The 14,903-nt window shown below is 71.1% G+C and carries 9 protein-coding genes and 5 pseudogenes; 9 read left to right on the plus strand and 5 right to left on the minus strand.

The genetic code is table 11. The features are described from left to right. Positions 1-36: 36 nt before the first annotated feature. Positions 37-1,368, minus strand: coding sequence for a YncE family protein (locus tag PV419_RS20035; RefSeq protein ID WP_319690779.1), 1,332 nt, complete (start codon positions 1,366-1,368; stop codon positions 37-39). A 188-nt stretch (positions 1,369-1,556) separates the two neighbouring features. Then, a complete protein-coding gene (locus PV419_RS20040; RefSeq protein WP_319690781.1) occupies positions 1,557-2,408 on the minus strand; it encodes a hypothetical protein in 852 nt (283 codons plus the stop codon). 230 nt (positions 2,409-2,638) lie between these two features. Here PV419_RS20040 and PV419_RS20045 point away from each other — a divergent pair, with 230 nt between their 5' ends. The 5 genes from PV419_RS20045 to PV419_RS20065 all read left to right on the plus strand — a co-directional run bounded on the left by PV419_RS20045 (position 2,639) and on the right by PV419_RS20065 (position 7,748). Continuing rightward, positions 2,639-3,577, plus strand: a complete 939-nt coding sequence (locus PV419_RS20045) for an endo alpha-1,4 polygalactosaminidase (protein WP_319690782.1) — start codon at positions 2,639-2,641, stop codon at positions 3,575-3,577. 258 nt (positions 3,578-3,835) lie between these two features. Further along, complete coding sequence (locus PV419_RS20050; protein WP_319690783.1) at positions 3,836-4,957, plus strand: PP2C family protein-serine/threonine phosphatase; 1,122 nt, start codon at positions 3,836-3,838, stop codon at positions 4,955-4,957. Between the two features lie 79 nt (positions 4,958-5,036). After that, the gene (locus PV419_RS20055) at positions 5,037-6,329 is read left to right on the plus strand and encodes an ATP-binding protein (RefSeq protein ID WP_319690784.1); all 1,293 of its coding nucleotides are present in this window, start codon (positions 5,037-5,039) and stop codon (positions 6,327-6,329) included. After that, positions 6,326-7,405: a tetratricopeptide repeat protein gene (locus PV419_RS20060; RefSeq protein WP_319690790.1), complete on the plus strand. Its 1,080-nt coding sequence runs from the start codon at positions 6,326-6,328 to the stop codon at positions 7,403-7,405. Before PV419_RS20055 ends, PV419_RS20060 begins: the two co-directional genes overlap by 4 nt. Positions 7,406-7,484: 79 nt before the next feature. After that, positions 7,485-7,748, plus strand: coding sequence for a UBP-type zinc finger domain-containing protein (locus tag PV419_RS20065; RefSeq protein ID WP_319690796.1), 264 nt, complete (start codon positions 7,485-7,487; stop codon positions 7,746-7,748). Here PV419_RS20065 and PV419_RS20070 read toward each other — a convergent pair. From PV419_RS20070 to PV419_RS20080, 3 genes and pseudogenes are all read right to left on the minus strand, one after another. Continuing rightward, positions 7,726-8,724 (minus strand): annotated as a pseudogene (locus PV419_RS20070) (GTP-binding protein). The gene PV419_RS20065 and the pseudogene PV419_RS20070 overlap by 23 nt on opposite strands. Next, positions 8,724-8,807, minus strand: a pseudogene (locus PV419_RS20075) (50S ribosomal protein L31); the annotation flags it as partial. The pseudogenes PV419_RS20075 and PV419_RS20070, both read right to left, overlap by 1 nt. A 250-nt stretch (positions 8,808-9,057) precedes the next feature. Beyond that, positions 9,058-9,663, minus strand: a complete 606-nt coding sequence (locus PV419_RS20080; protein WP_415925333.1) for a response regulator transcription factor — start codon at positions 9,661-9,663, stop codon at positions 9,058-9,060. A 779-nt stretch (positions 9,664-10,442) separates the two neighbouring features. Here PV419_RS20080 and PV419_RS53325 point away from each other — a divergent pair. From PV419_RS53325 to PV419_RS20100, 4 genes and pseudogenes are all read left to right on the plus strand, one after another. After that, positions 10,443-10,883 (plus strand): annotated as a pseudogene (locus PV419_RS53325) (AfsR/SARP family transcriptional regulator); the annotation flags it as partial. A 105-nt stretch (positions 10,884-10,988) separates the two neighbouring features. Beyond that, positions 10,989-13,932: pseudogene (locus tag PV419_RS20090) on the plus strand (AAA family ATPase). Between the two features lie 263 nt (positions 13,933-14,195). Next, positions 14,196-14,354, plus strand: a pseudogene (locus PV419_RS20095) (helix-turn-helix domain-containing protein); the annotation flags it as partial. Between the two features lie 39 nt (positions 14,355-14,393). Then, positions 14,394-14,897 (plus strand): IclR family transcriptional regulator domain-containing protein, encoded by a 504-nt coding sequence (locus tag PV419_RS20100; protein WP_319690940.1) that lies wholly within the window; start codon positions 14,394-14,396, stop codon positions 14,895-14,897. Positions 14,898-14,903 lie beyond the last annotated feature (6 nt).

Genomic DNA, 14,903 nt, shown 5'->3' on the forward strand with positions numbered 1-14,903 from the left:
TCCGCCCCCGGGCCGGCCCCGTCGCCGGGACCGGCCCTACGGGGCCTGCGGGCCGGTCCAGTCGGCCGCCACATGGCCGATGCGGACCCGCTGCGGGTGGTCGCCGACCGCGACGGACACCACCTTCTTGCCCGTCGCGAAGTCGATTGCGGTGACCTGGTCGGCGCCGCTCTCGGAGACGATGCAGGACTTGCCGTCGCCGCTCACCGTCGCCCAGTACGGCTTGGAGGTCGGCACCAGCGGACCCTCCTGGAAGGAGGCGCGGTCGACGACGGTCGCGTAGTCGTCCATCGTCCCGGCGACGCACAGCTTGTTGCCGTCCGGGCTCATCGACAACCCGTGGTGGCGGGAGTCGTTGACCCAGGTGGTGCGGTCCTCGCTGGTCGCGGGGTTCTTCGGCAGGGTCTTGGCGCGGGTGATCTTGTCCGTGGCCACGTCGTACTCCAGGAATCCGTTGAAGAAGGACACCTGGAAGTAGAGCTTCGACTCATCGGGCGTGAAGGCCACCGGCCGGACCGCGTCGGACAGGTCCTTGCGGCCGAAGGCGTCCAGCCGGTCTCGCATGTCGATGACCTTGATCTGCTGGTATGTGTTCGCGTCGACCACGGTGATGTGGCGGTCGCCCTTCGTCCAGTCCATGGACGGGTCGTCCAGCGCGGTGTTGACCTCGCCGATCGACATGTTCCACAGATACTTCCCGCCGTCGGTGAAGACGTTCTCGTGGGGCTTGTCCCCGGCAGAGAACTGTCCGAGCTGCTTGCCCGTCTCGATGTCGAGCACATGCACCGTGTTCGAGGTCGAAGCGGACACCGCGACGCGCTTGCCGTCGGGTGACACCGCCATGTGGTCCGCGCGGAACCCCGACACCGGGAAACGCCAGTTGACCTTGCCGGTGGCGAGGTCGATGGACACCACGTCGGCGAAGCTCGGGCGGGAGACGACGATGGCCGACCCGTCCGGGGTCGAGTACATGTCGTCGACGAACTGGTCATGCCCCTCCCCCGGTCCCTGCCGGATGCCGAGGAAGAACGCGAGCTTGATGGGGTTGAGGTAGATCTCGGTGAGCCGCTGATCCTTGTCCGGTATGACGTTGATCCGGCCGATCCTGGCGAGGTCTCCGCTGGACTTGATGACATCGGCCGTGCCGTCCCAGTTGTTGCCCACGAACATCACCTCCCGCAGCCCGGCGGCGCCGGTGCGCGCGTCGCCCGATGCGGTGGCCGGCTGGGCGGCGGTCGCCGCGGTGGAGCCGGTCACGGCCAGCACCACGGCAGCGGCGAGGGAGAGCAGGGTTCGCGCGGATCCGCGGTGCCGAGGGGCGCTCGCGGAGAACACTCGCCGGGTACGCCCGGCTGCGCAGACAGGCATGGTGGTTCCTTCCAGACGGCGGGGAACGCCCCTTCCGAGCGCAGTCGTGAACATGGCAACGCGCTGCCTACTGGAAAGTAATGAAGCCGTCCCCAACCCACAAGAGCTGGGGACGGCAAAAATGACACAGTCTCAACTTCACCTCGGGGCGGCCCTCACCGTGGCCGTACGAGGGCGACGCGCGGGCGTCAGCCGTCCGTCGGCCGGACGGTGTTCATGATCTTCTCGATCTCGGCGGACGTCAGCGCGTGCGGCACACCCTGGTCCGCGTAGATGACCCAGCCGTGCATGGTGCCGTCGGGGAGCTTCTGCGCGATGCTGTGCACGACGGCCGTCGGCGGGACACAGTCGCTCGGGCGGTTCGTGACCGTGACCTTGGCGGTCGCGGTGTATCCCGCAATGCCGTTCCGCTTCCACGGCTTGGCCTGGCCGACCCGGATCTTGGGCTTGTGGTCCGCACCACCGTAGGCCGCGAAGCCCCAGTTGCCGGCCCAGTTCCGGGCGTTCTCCTGCAGGGTGCCGTCCGTTCCCCCGCCGGTGGTTCCGACCGTGGCGAGTTGGCCCTTGCCCGCCTCGCCGAACGCCTTGGGGTTGGGGCTCGACGCGCAACCTCCCTGGCGGTAGTTGGCGGCGCCGTTCATCACGACGATCGGCTTGCCGTTCGCGTCGATGTAGGAGAGAGATATGTCCGGCTTGAAGACCTTCCACTGCTCGGCCTCGGCCGGCACGTCATAGCGGAAGTGGTGTTCCTTCCGGGTCTGCGTCTGCCACCCGGCGACCAGCGACTTGTCGCCCGCCGGGCTCGCCGGGGCGGAGGAGGACTCGGGCGACCCGGACGACGGCGCCTTCGACTGCGTGGCGCGGGCACCCTCGTCCTTGGTCCCGTCCTCGGTCCCGCCCTTGTCGTCGTTGCACCCGCTCAGCACCAGAGTCAAGCCGATGCCGACGGCCACGATCAGGGTCTTCTTGCTCCGGCGGGACGACACCGTGAGGGGCTGTCGACGCTGGAGGGTGTGCAGGGAATTCTGGTGCCAAGACATGGCCCGCACCCTATCGGGCCTGGCCTTCTGTCCATCCGGAGGGAGAGCCGGGTGCCCTCGCAGGGCACCACTTGACGCTCGTTCAGGCCGATCATTACATTCGGTATGGTCGCAGGTTCCCCGGAGCCCGGCGCCGAGAGCGACGCACCCAGCCGGTAACGGATGTCCTCATCACCAGCCCGGCATTGGTCGCCAGGATCGAGGTCCGAGGCGGGGTCAGCGTCCACCACATGGGAAAGCACATGTCTCTACGCAGCTCTCTCTCGCCCCGCCGGCCGCTGACCGGTGCGGTGCTGGTGTCCCTGATCGGCATCGTCGCCCTCTTCACCGTCATCGGAATCGCCCACGCGGGACCGGAGGACACCCCGCGGACGAAGAAGGCGACCAAGGCCACGCGGGCCACCGCCTCCCCCGATGCCGACCGCGCCGCCCCGCCCGACGGGGTCACGCTCCCGCCGGCCGACGGCGCCAACTTCGACTACCAGATCAACGAGCCGTACACCCCGCCCTCCGGTGTGGAGATCGTCAGCAGGGACCGCGAGGCACCGCCCGCGCCGGGCCTGTACAACATCTGTTATGTCAACGCCTTCCAGGCGCAGCCGGACGCCGACGGCGACTGGGACGCCGATCTGCTGCTCAGGGACACGAACGGCGATGTGGTGGTGGACGAGGACTGGGGTGAGGCGCTCCTCGACATCGGCACCGAGGACAAGCGAGAGCGGATCGCGGACACGGTCGGGGGCTGGATCGACGGCTGCGCCAAGGCCGGCTACCAGGCCGTCGAGCCGGACAACTACGACAGCTACAGCCGCTCCGGGGACCTGCTCACCGAGGACGACGCCATGGCGTTCATCAAGCTGCTGGCCGACCGCGCGCACGCCGCGCACCTGGCGATCGGCCAGAAGAACACCCTGGAGCTCGCCTCGCACCGCGAGGAGCTGGGCCTGGACTTCGCCATCGCCGAGGAGTGCGGGCAGCAGGGTCCCCCCGAGTGCGGCGACTACACCGAGGCCTTCTCGAAGGTCATCATGATCGAGTACAAGGACCCCGCGCTCGAGACCGCCTGCGCCGGCTGGCAGCAGCCGGGGGTCGCCATCGTCCGCCGTGACCTGGACGTGTCCGCGCCGGACGGCGACGGCTACACACGTGAGACCTGCGACTCCGTATAACCGGACCATGACAGATGTGATCACGAGTGCCAGGGGGTGGTCGTCGGCATCATCCAGTCCTGCAAGGAGCCCACCCCCGACTACCGGCACGCCGGCATCGACGCCGCCGTCCATCCGGGCTGGCACCCTCGGGGCATCGGCGGGCCGCGGACAACGAGCGTGCGATCCGCCTGTACCGTCGTCTCCGTTTCCGCCCGGTGGGCATCATGCGCCATTAACGGTCGAGCGCCACGGCGGCAACGGGTGTAAGCAGGAGATATGCGCGTTCGGCTCGGTCCTGCCCGTCCGGCCGGTTCACGGCGGTGGAGCCGGGCGCTGCTCGCCGTTCCGCTCGGAATCATTCTGGCGGTCACCCTGATCGACGCCCAGTCACCCAGGACCGTCCACATGGGACCGTTCCTGATCGCCGCGCCCGCGATCACCGCCTCGTTCGCGGGCCCCGCGGCCACCGGCGTGATCGGAGCCCTCGCCGTGGCGGCCCAGGTGATCATCGGCCAGCTGCACGGCGGTCTGACGACCCCGAACCACCAGGCGCAGATCGGCACCCTCCTGGTGATCTCGGTATTTGTGACGGCCTTCCGGTTCGCTGCCGACCGGCACCAGCGCAAGCTCACCCAGGTGCGTTCGGTGGCCGTGGCGGCGCAGGAGGTCCTGCTGCGGCCGCTGCCCGACCGGATGGGATCGCTGCGGATCGCCTCCGCGTACCTCGCGGCCGAGGAGGAGGCCCAGATCGGCGGAGATCTGTACGCGGCCGTGGCCACCGAGGACGCGGCCCGCCTGGTCATCGGCGACGTACGCGGCAAGGGGCTGTCCGCCGTCGGGGACGCGGCGGTGCTGATCGGCGCTTTCCGCGGTTCGGCCTACCGCGATCTCCCGCTGCCCGCCCTCGCGGGACACCTGGGCAACGCGATGCGCTGGAACTGGAAACACGGCAGCAAGGACGGCGAGAACCCCGAGGAGTCGTTCGTGACCGCTTTGGTGCTGGACGTCTACGAGGACCGCCCGCTGGCGGCGATGGTGAACTGCGGACACCCCCCTCCGCTGCTGCTACGGGACGGGACGGTCCGCACGCTCGAGCTCTGTGAGCCCGCGCTGCCGCTGGGGCTGACCACGGCGTCCGAGAGCGACTACAAGGCCGGAACCTTCGACTTCGTACAGGAGGATCTGCTGTTGCTCTACACCGACGGCCTCATCGAAGCGCGAAACGCCGTCGGCGCCTTCTACCCGCTCATCGACCGCGTCGCGGCCTGGACGGGCGACGATCCGCGGTCGCTGGCGCACTATCTCCGGGACGACCTGCTCCGGCACACCGGGGGGCATGTGGACGACGACGCGGCCATCGTCGTGCTCGCCCGCTGCCCCTGCGCACCCGGCGCGTGACCGACCGCGCACACCAGGAGCGGCGCGCTTCCGGGGGAGGGTGATCACCCGCATGGCTCACCTCCGTAAAGTGTGCGCCATGTCGGACGACTCGCCCCTGATCCAGAGCCTGCGCGCGGCCGTCGCGGCGGCCCCCGGCGACGTACCCCTGCGGCTGCACCTCGCCGAACTCCTGCTGACCGCGGGCCGGCACGACGCTGCCATCGCGGAAGTCGCCGTCGCGCTGCAGCACGCGCCCGGCGACCCGCAGGCGCGGGAATTGATGACCCGCGCCATGGGGGCGCCCGCCCAGCCCCTGCAGAGCGGACCGCCCGCCGCCGAAGCTCCCGAGGTCCCCGAGGTCCCGGCCGCGCGGCCGCCGTCCTCCGCACCCCGCGCAGGCTTCGACTGGCGGGCCGCCGAGGACCAGGTCGGCGACGCGGTGCCGCCCCGATTCGTCGAGACCCCGCTCACCGTCGACGGCAGGGGGGATCCCGGGGACGCCGCCGCCTGGGAGGTGGCCGCGCCCGGCGCGGTACGTCTGGCGGACGTCGGCGGCATGCACGAGGTCAAGGAGCGTCTGGAGGCAGCCTTCCTCGCCCCCATGCGCAACCCCGAACTGCGCAAGCTGTACGGCAAGAGCCTGCGTGGCGGACTGCTGCTGTACGGCCCGCCCGGCTGCGGCAAGACCTTCATCGCCCGCGCCGTGGCCGGAGAGCTCGGCGCCGGCTTTCTGTCGGTGTCCATCAACGATGTGCTCGACATGTGGATCGGCAACTCCGAGCGCAATATGCACGAGGTGTTCGCCACCGCCCGCCGCCAGGCCCCCTGTGTGGTCTTCCTCGACGAGCTGGATGCCCTCGGCGGCAAGCGCAGCCGCACCCAGAACAGCGGCATGCGCAACACGGTCAACCAGCTGCTGACCGAGCTGGACGGCGTCGACGCCCCCGCGAACGACGGTGTGTTCGTGCTCGCGGCCACCAATCTCCCGTGGGACGTGGACATCGCGCTGCGGCGCCCCGGCCGCCTGGACCGCACCCTCCTCGTGCTGCCGCCCGACGCCCCCGCGCGAGAGGCGATCCTCCACTACCACCTGCGCGACCGCCCCATCGAAAGCGTCGATCTGGGCAAGCTCGCCAAGGCCACCGACGGCCTCTCGGGCGCCGACCTGGCCCATGTGTGCGAGGCCGCGGCCGAGACGGCGCTGCTCGACTCGGCGCGCACCGGCACCGTGCGCATGATCGGCATGAAGGACCTGCTCGGCGCCGCGAAATCCGTGGTCCCCTCCACCGAACCGTGGTTCGCGGCCGCCCGCAATGTGGCCATGTTCGCCAACGAGGGCGGGATGTACGACGACCTGCTCACCTATCTGAAGAAGAGGCGGAAGCTGTGAGCCTGCACCCGGCCCTCGAACAGGCCGATGTGCTCATCGAGCTGAAGCGGTACGACGAGGCCGCGGCCCTGCTGGGCCGCCGCCTGGCCGAGGATCCGGAGGACATCCGCGCCTGGGTGACGCTCGGCCGCTGCCAGGTGGCGGCGGGCCGGGTGGAGCAGGCGCTCGAATCGCTCGGCGAGGCCCTCCAGCGCGCCCCCGAGGACATCGGCGCGCTGTGTATGCAGGCCCAGGCGCTGCGTCGCGCGGACCACCTGGAACAGCCGGAGCGCTGGCGCAAGGCGGAGGCGTCGCTGCGCCAGGCCCTGCGCGTGGATCCGCACAACAGCTTCGCGCACGCGCTGCTCGCCGAGTTCCTGATGTACTACCCGACCCGCCGCCTCGAGGCCCTGGACCTGGCCAAGGAGGCGGTGCGGCTGGACCCGGAGAGCGTGGACGCGTACCAGGCACTGTGGCGGACGGCCGGCGCCATCCCCGAGACCGAGACGTACAAGTGGGCGCTGCGCCAGGTGCTCCGCCTGGAGCCCACCAATAACCAGGCGCTGTATCTGGTGAGCATGCAGGAGGCCCACAAGCCGGGCACCACGGCCGCGCAGGCCGCGGCGGTGTACGCCGACGCCCTGGCCGCCGCCCCGGACAACACCGGGCTGCGCCACGACCTCGACCGGGCCACCTACCGGCTGCTGCGCGGCATCCGCTGGCTGGCGCTGATCTGTGTGGCGGCCGCGGGCGCCATGGTCGACCTGTTCCCCCAGGACGGCGAGGTGGCGCGAGACCTGCCGGTGCCGCTCGGCAACCGGCTGTGGGTGCTGGTGCCGATGACGGCGGTCTGGGGCTTCGGCGCCTGGCGCCGCTACCGCAGGCTGCGCACCGGCGTCCAGCTGAACGTGTGGTCCCTGGTGCGCCGCGGCCGCTGGGCCCGCGTCGTGCTCGCCCAGGCGGCCTGGGCGATGCTCTGCGCCCTGCTGATTTCGCAGGTGCCGTGGACGGAGCGCACCGTGCCGCAGACCCTCTTCTGGGCGGGGCTGGCGCCCACGCTGGCCACCGTCTGGTTCGACCGAAAGAAGACCCGCTGAGCGACTGCCCCGGCGATCGGCGCCAGGGTGGACGATGGAAGGCGGAAAGGACAGGAGAGCGACAGAAAGAGTGAAGGACATGGCCATCGAGCGGGACCCGCACCTGTCCATGATCCGCGACGTCACTCCGCGCACCCCCGACGGCTGCGAGGAGTGCCTGCGCCTGGGCTCCCCCTGGGTGCATCTGCGGCTCTGTCTGACCTGCGGACACGTCGGCTGCTGCGACTCCTCACCGCTCAGGCACGCCCGCGCCCACGCCCACAGCGAGGAGCATCCCATCATGGAGCCCATGGAGCCGGGTGAGGGTTGGCGGTGGTGCTTCATCCACGAGGCGCTGGTCTGACAGTCCCGTCACAGATCCCGGGCCGGAGCGCCCCGCCGTCGGAGATGAATCTCCGCAGCAGCTCGTTGTCCTTGTAGTCCAGCGTCGGTGAGCAGGCAGGAGTCGCAGGCCGTCGCGGTCGGGGCCGGCCAGGCCCCGCGGCGGCGACCCGGCGCTCGGCGGGCGCCATCTCCCAGGCCGCCTCCCGCAGCGCGGCCATCCACGGCTTGGCCGACTCCACGCACAGCGCGCCGCCCGCCGCGTCCCACGACAGCAGGGGGTCGGGGCGGTCGGCCGGCCAGAAGCGTCCCCGGCTGCGCGCGGCGGCGCAGGTCAGGTCCTCCAGCGCCGCGTAGAGCCGCCCGGGTGGAAGGGCCGCTCGCGCCGCCAGACGAGGGTGCGCACCCCTGTGTTCCTCGCGCTCCTGCGGCAACAGCGCGCACGCCGGATGCTGCCGGGCGGCCGCCGCCGCGACGTCGAACCCCTCCATCAGGGCGGCGCCGAGGGCCGCCTCGCCCGTACGCACCCGCCGCGCGCCGGGCGTGAGCTGGGCGAGCAGCGCGTGGTCGCCGTCGTCGGCGGCTCGTCGGCCGCGCCGCCTTCGGCGACTGCGATCACCGTGGGGTATTCGAGTCGCGAGGTAGGGCACCACGAGGGCCGGGTCGACCGCGGTGACCACTCCGGTCAGCACCAGGGGCGCGCCCTCGGCGGCAATGATCGCGGCCATGGCCTGGGGCTCGGCAGAGTCCCACAGCTCGACGACGGCCAGCCGGTGGCCGCCACCGTCGCCCCGTCGCAGCAGCTCCGGGACCAGGTCCTCGCGCAGCGCACAGCACGCGCAGTCGTTCCCCAGGGGCGCGTCGCCCCGGTCGAGCAGGCCTGAGGCGTCTCGTACGGTGCGGTGCACGGCGCCGTCGGCGGGGACCGTCAGGTCGTGGTGCAGCGCGATGGAACCGGGCACCACGCGCAGGATCTCCGTGTCTCCGACCGGTTCCATCGGCTCCCCCGTCCGCGCCCGTAGCGCCGCTCGAAGCGCTCGACGCGGCCGGCGGTGTCCACGACTCGCCGGGTGCCGGGATGGGTACCAAGCGCTACCGGCGGCCGGGAGTTCGTCACCAGCGCGGCTCATGAGGGTGGCGGTCCCCCGGCCGCCACTGACCGCCGATCAGGGGCAGCAGCGTCACATTGGGGGTGGCGGGAGGACAACGGCCGCCGATCCGCGAAGGTGCTCGTTTCTCCCCCGCGGCACGCGAACGAGTGAATCGTCGTACCGGCAACGTCGCATATTCCACGTGACCGCCGTGGCCGGCCGGACACTTCGCGCGCGCCGTCAGGAGATGTATCCCTCGCGCAGTGCGTAGGCCACGGCGTGGGCGCGGTTGCGCAGGCCCAGGCGGGCCGTCAGGCGTTGGATGACGTTCTTCACGGTCCGTTCGGAGTAGGCAAGTTTGACTGCGATCTCACCGGTGCCCATCCCCTCCGCGACCAGCCGCAGGACATCCGTCTCACGCGGCGTCAGACCGAGTGGCACCCCGGGGCGGCCGACCGCCCCGGGCCGCAGCGCGCCGACCTGGCTGACGAGTTGGCCGATCAGGTCGGTGGGAAGGTCGCCGTCGCCACGGGAGGCCGCGAGGACCGCTTGGAAGAGGCGGTCCCCGGTGGCCTCGCGCCGCCAGACGATGGCCCCGACGCCACACTCGATCACATCGAGCAGTTCGGCCCGGCGGATCAGGCTCGCGACCAGGACCACGCGCAGCCCCGCGTCGTGGATGAGCCTGCGCAGGCTGGAGAGCGTGGCCTCGTCGACCGAGTCCGCGAGCAGCACCGCCGCATCCCCCGCCTTGGCGTCCGCCTCGTCGAGGAGGGCGACCTCGGGGTGCCGGCGCAGCTGGCCGATCGTCCCTTCCCGGGAGATCGGGTCCTGCGCGTGGATCACGACGGAAATCCTGCGCCTGGATTCTTTTGTCGCCGACTGTGGATTCGGCGGCTCTAAAGAGGCGCGCAATGTTCTCCCTCTGTCCACCGTTGAAACGGATTGTACGGCTCCGGATTTGGTCATACGCTGGCCGACCTCAGCGACCGCGCGAAATCCTCCCTTATCATTCCGATATCACCGGCAGCCCCTACAACGAAAACGCTAAGGAAAATCCTCGAAAAAGCGCCGCGCAGACATGAACGCGCAGGCAGGCTCGGGCGGGTGGTGATCGCGAGCGGCCGCCCGGGCACCCCGGTGACCGGTCCCGCTCGGGGAACCCGCCGCGGTCGGCCCGCGCGCCCCGAGGGACGCCCCCCGTTGCCCGAAAGGCCCAGACACAATGCCCCAGCACACCTGGACCTGCTCAAAGCGGGCTCTATAGCGTCGCGTTCGGAGTATCCGGGCTTGTCGCCTGCGCCCCGCGGTGGCCACACCAAGAGGGCTTTCCGGTCCCTGCCGGACAACTCATCCCGCACGGCAGCCCCTTCCCTCGGACCCTGCCGCGCAGGCCCTGGGAGAACCCCCACGCGTGCTGACAGGGAAGGAACTCACTGCTCATCGAGGACGGCCGGCCCGTCTCCCTGGCACAGCTCTGCCAGGACCTGTGGCAGGGGTCCCAGCCGACCGGGGCCGTCTCCTCAGTACGCGCGCACATCAGCAGACTGCGCTCGGTGCTGGAACCCGTACGGCGCGGCCGCTCCACCCTCCTGGTCAACGGCCCGGCCGGCTACGCCCTGAAGGTGCCCGGCGAGGCGCATGACACCACACGTTTCGAGATGTCCGTGACCCAGGCCCGGCAGGCGATGCGGCGCGGCCAACTGGACGTCGCTCACAAGGAGATAGACGAAGCGCTCGGACTGTGGCGCGGCGAGGCCCTGGGCGAGACCGCCGAACACGCCTTCGCGGCGCGCGAGACGGCCCGGCTCAACGCCGCACGCCAGGATGCCACCGAGTTACAGGCCACGATCCTCATCAAACGCGGCGACCTGGAAGCCGCGATCGGCGTGGCCGAAGGCCTCACCGTCAGCGCCCCGCTCCGCGAGGCCTCATGGGCGCTGCTGATGCGCGCGCTGTACGGGGCCGGGCGGTCCGTCGAGGCGCTCAGGCAGTACGAGCGGTTCCGCACGTTCCTGGCCCAGGAACTCGGCCTCGACCCCAGCCCCGGTCTCTCCGATCTGCACACCGCCATCCTGCGCCACGACACCCAGGTCCTCGGCGAGCCCCACCCGACAAGCCCCGCGGTGACCCTGTCCCCCGCCCGAACCGCCTCCGCCGCGGCGCCTTTGGTGGGCAGGGCCGAGGAGACCGCACAGCTCGCCGCCCTGCTACGGGCCGCGGCCGCGGGGCGCACCCAGTGGGCCGTCGTCTCGGGGGAGCCGGGGTCCGGTAAGACACGGCTACTGGAGGAGATGTCCGCCGGGGCCGAGGACGCCGGGTTCACCGTGGCGCGGGCCAGTGGCGGCCAGGCGCTCAGCGAAAGCCACGGCATCTCCCTGGTGTGCCCCGCCGCCCAGCTCCTGGACGCGCTGCGCCGGGAACGGCCCGGCACCGGCCCCGACGCCCGCCCGGGGAACACCGCCGTGGCCCGCCCCGATGAGGACCGGCTCGCCGCGCTCGTCCGGGAGCTCACCCAAGGGCCCGCCTTGTGCGTCATCGACGACCTCGACTGGGCGCCACCGGACTTCCACGATCTGCTGCGCCGGCTCACCGCCGTACTGCGGGAGGCCCCCGTCGCCGTGGTGTGCGCCCTGCGGAACACCGCGTTCATCTCGGCCACCGGCCCGGCGATCCGGGTGGCCGGTTCCAGCTCACCGTCGTTTCTGCGCACCGCGGTGTCGGACTGCGCCGACGCGGCGGCGGCCGTGCTGCTCACCGAGGAGTCGACCGCCGAGTTCGACCGGCTGGAGGTGGCCGACGCGGTCGGCACCGCGGTCGCCATCCGCTCGCACGCCAACCCGCTGCTGCGCGGCGCCCGTCTCACCGCGCCCGGCAAGTACGGCTTCGAGGTGGTCGACGACGGGCGCGGACGCCTGGAGTCCTGCGCCGTCGAGCGGGCGGGCCACGGCGGGATACGTGTCGCCGACGGCGGCAACATCCGCATCGACGACTGCGCGCTGCGCTCGTCCTCGGAGACCGGCGTCTCGGTGGGCCGCGACGCCGTCGCGGCCGTGCTCGACTGTGAGATCGACACCAGCGGCGCCTCGGGCGTGGCCGTGGAGGAGGGCGGGGAGCTGGCCCTGACCCGGGCCCGGGTCACCGGGGCCGGAGCACACGGTGTGCTCCTGGCCGCGGGCTCCCGCGCACAGCTGCACCACTGTGAGATCAGCGGCAGCGTCGGCGACGGCATCCGGATCGACAGCGCCGAGCCGGTCAGCGTCACCGGCTGCACCGTACGCGAGAACCGGGGCGCCGGCCTGACCCAGACCCGGGTGAGCGAGCGTCTGGAGGTCCTGGAGCTGACCAGCGCCGACAACGCCACACCCGACATCTGGGGCGCCGCGGTGACCGCGAACACCACCGGGCGCGCCTCGCGGAAGGGCTCGGGCTCCGGCTCCGGCTCCGGCTCCGGCTCCGGCGAGTCCAAGGAGCCGCTGGACGAGCTGGAGGCCCTGATCGGCCTGGACGGCGTCAAACACCAGGTGCGCACCCTGGTCAACCTCAACCAGCTCTCCCAGCGGCGCCAGCGGCTGGGCATGCCGGTGCCGTCCATGAGCCGCCATCTGGCGTTCGCCGGCCCGCCCGGCACCGGCAAGACCACCGTGGCCCGCCTCTACGGCTCCATCCTCGCCCAGTTGGGCGTCCTGCCCTCGGGCCATCTGGTCGAGGTGTCCCGCGCGGATCTGGTGGCCCAGGTCATCGGCGGCACCGCCATCAAGACCACGGAGGCGTTCAACGAGGCCATCGGGCGGTGTGCTGTTCATCGACGAGGCGTACACCCTCACCCCCGAGGGTGGCAGCTCCAACGACTTCGGCCGCGAGGCCGTCGACACGCTGCTGAAGCTGATGGAGGACCACCGCGAGGACGTCGTGGTCATCGCCGCCGGCTACTCGGCGGAAATGACCTCCTTCCTGCAGTCCAACCCGGGTCTGGCCTCGCGCTTCACCCGCACCATCGAGTTCACCAACTACTCCGTCACGGACCTGGTGACCATCGCCGAGAGCATGTGCGCCTCCCACCAGTACGAACTGGGCCCCGGCACCACCGAGGCGCTGGCCGCCCACTTCGAGGCGATGGACCGGGGCGCCACGTTCGGCAACGGCCGTGCCGCGCGCCGGGTGTTCGAGGAGATGGTGGACCGCCAGGCGTTCCGCCTCGCCACCATGGCCGAACCCGCCGAACGCGACCTCACCCTGCTGCTGCCCGAGGACGTCAGCGACGAGAGCGGTACGGAGCAGAAGCCCGGCGAGGACCGGGAGGCGATGCTGGCCCGGCTGGAGGCCATGGTGGGCCTCGGCGCCGTCAAACGCGAGGTCACCGATCTGCTCTCCCTGCTCACCACGGTCAAGCAGCGGGAGGCGGCCGGGCTTCCCGCCCCGCGGATCAGCCAGCATCTGGTGTTCTCCGGCCCGCCCGGCACCGGCAAGACCACCGTGGCCCGCCTCTACTCCGGGCTGCTGCACTCCCTGGGTGTACTCCCCCGCGGCCAGTTGGTGGAAGTGGCGCGCGCCGACCTGGTGGGGCGCTATGTCGGCCACACCGCACAGCTCACCAAGGAGGTGTTCGAGAGCGCGATGGGCGGTGTGCTGTTCATCGACGAGGCGTACACCCTCACCCTCGAGGGCAATTCCAGCGACTTCGGCCGCGAGGCCGTGGACACGCTGCTGAAGCTGATGGAGGACCACCGGGACCAGGTCGTGGTGATCGTCGCCGGCTACACCGCGGAGATGCGGCGCTTCCTGGACCCCAACCCCGGCCTCGCCTCACGCTTCTCCCGCTTCGTGGAGTTCGAGAACTACACCACCGACGAACTCCTCACCATTTTGGAACGGCACGCTGAGGAGTCCGGCTACACCTGCCCGGCAGCCACGCTGGAGGCGCTGCGCACCCATATCGCGGCCATTCCCCGCGACCGCTCCTTCGGCAATGCGCGGCTGGCCCGGCAGCTGCTCGAAACCATGATCACCTACCAGGCGCGGCGGCTGACGGCGCTGCGCCAGCCGAGCGTGGACGACCTGCGGACGCTGCTGCCGGAGGACCTGCCGACCGTCGGACAGGGCGTGCTCGGGTGACCGCGTAACGCGGAGAGACGCCCCCCTGGCCGGGCGAGGTCACCTCGCCCGGCCAGGGGGCCGGGCAGCCGTCGTAACCGGGCCACACCCCGGGGCGCGGCCCGGTTACGGCTCGGCGTACGCGGCGATCCGCGTTCCACTTGTCAACCGGTCGGGTATTTCACGTGGGAATTTATCTCCCGTCCATCCGAGAATGCTTTCCTTTCCCTGAGGGACTGCAAAGCAGTGGCGGAAGGGCGGGCTCGGCAGTGGTGGATACGAATATGCCAGGCGGCGGGCGCGGGGTTCTCGAAGGTGCGTTCGCCTTGCTGGAAGCCGTGGAAAGGGCCGGGGAATCCCGGCTGACGGCATTGGCCGCGGAGAGCGGATTACCGAAGACGACCGCACGTCGACTTCTCGAACAGCTCGTCGAATTGGGCGCGGTGGAGCAGTCGGGTGGCCTTTTCCGAATGGGTTCGCGCATGTTCCGACTGGGCCTCGGCTGGCAGCCGCACCCCGGCATGCTGGCTCTCGCCCGCAGACCGGTCCACGAGTTGGCGAGAGCCACCGGTGCGACGGTGGGAATCTTCGTACTGCGCGAGGGCCGGGCGCTGACGGCCGCCGCGGTCCCGGGCGAATGGGAGTCCTTCGCGCCGATGCGCGCGGGGATGACCTTTCCCTGGACGACCGCCGCGGGAAAGGTCCTGGTGGCGGGCGCACCCCCCGAGCTGCCCGTGGACCCGCCGTCCAGGACATGGACGCGGGAGGCGGCAGGGATCCGGGAGGCCGGGGTCGCCGTCGACCGCCAGGAGGTCGCCGAAGGGGTGTGCTGTGTCGCCGTCCCCTTGCACGGCCAAAGGGGTACGGCCGTCGCGGCCCTGTGCGCCCTGGTCGACCCCTCCCAGCCGCTGTCCTCGCTGACGGCCTCGGTGATGCGGACGGGGAGGGTCATCGGCGCCGCGATGCAAGGGCGCCCGGGGCGCTGATCCGCT

Origin of the sequence: Streptomyces sp. ME19-01-6, assembly GCF_033793745.1 — a bacterium.
In the GTDB taxonomy this organism is placed as follows: Bacteria; Actinomycetota; Actinomycetes; order Streptomycetales; family Streptomycetaceae; genus Streptomyces.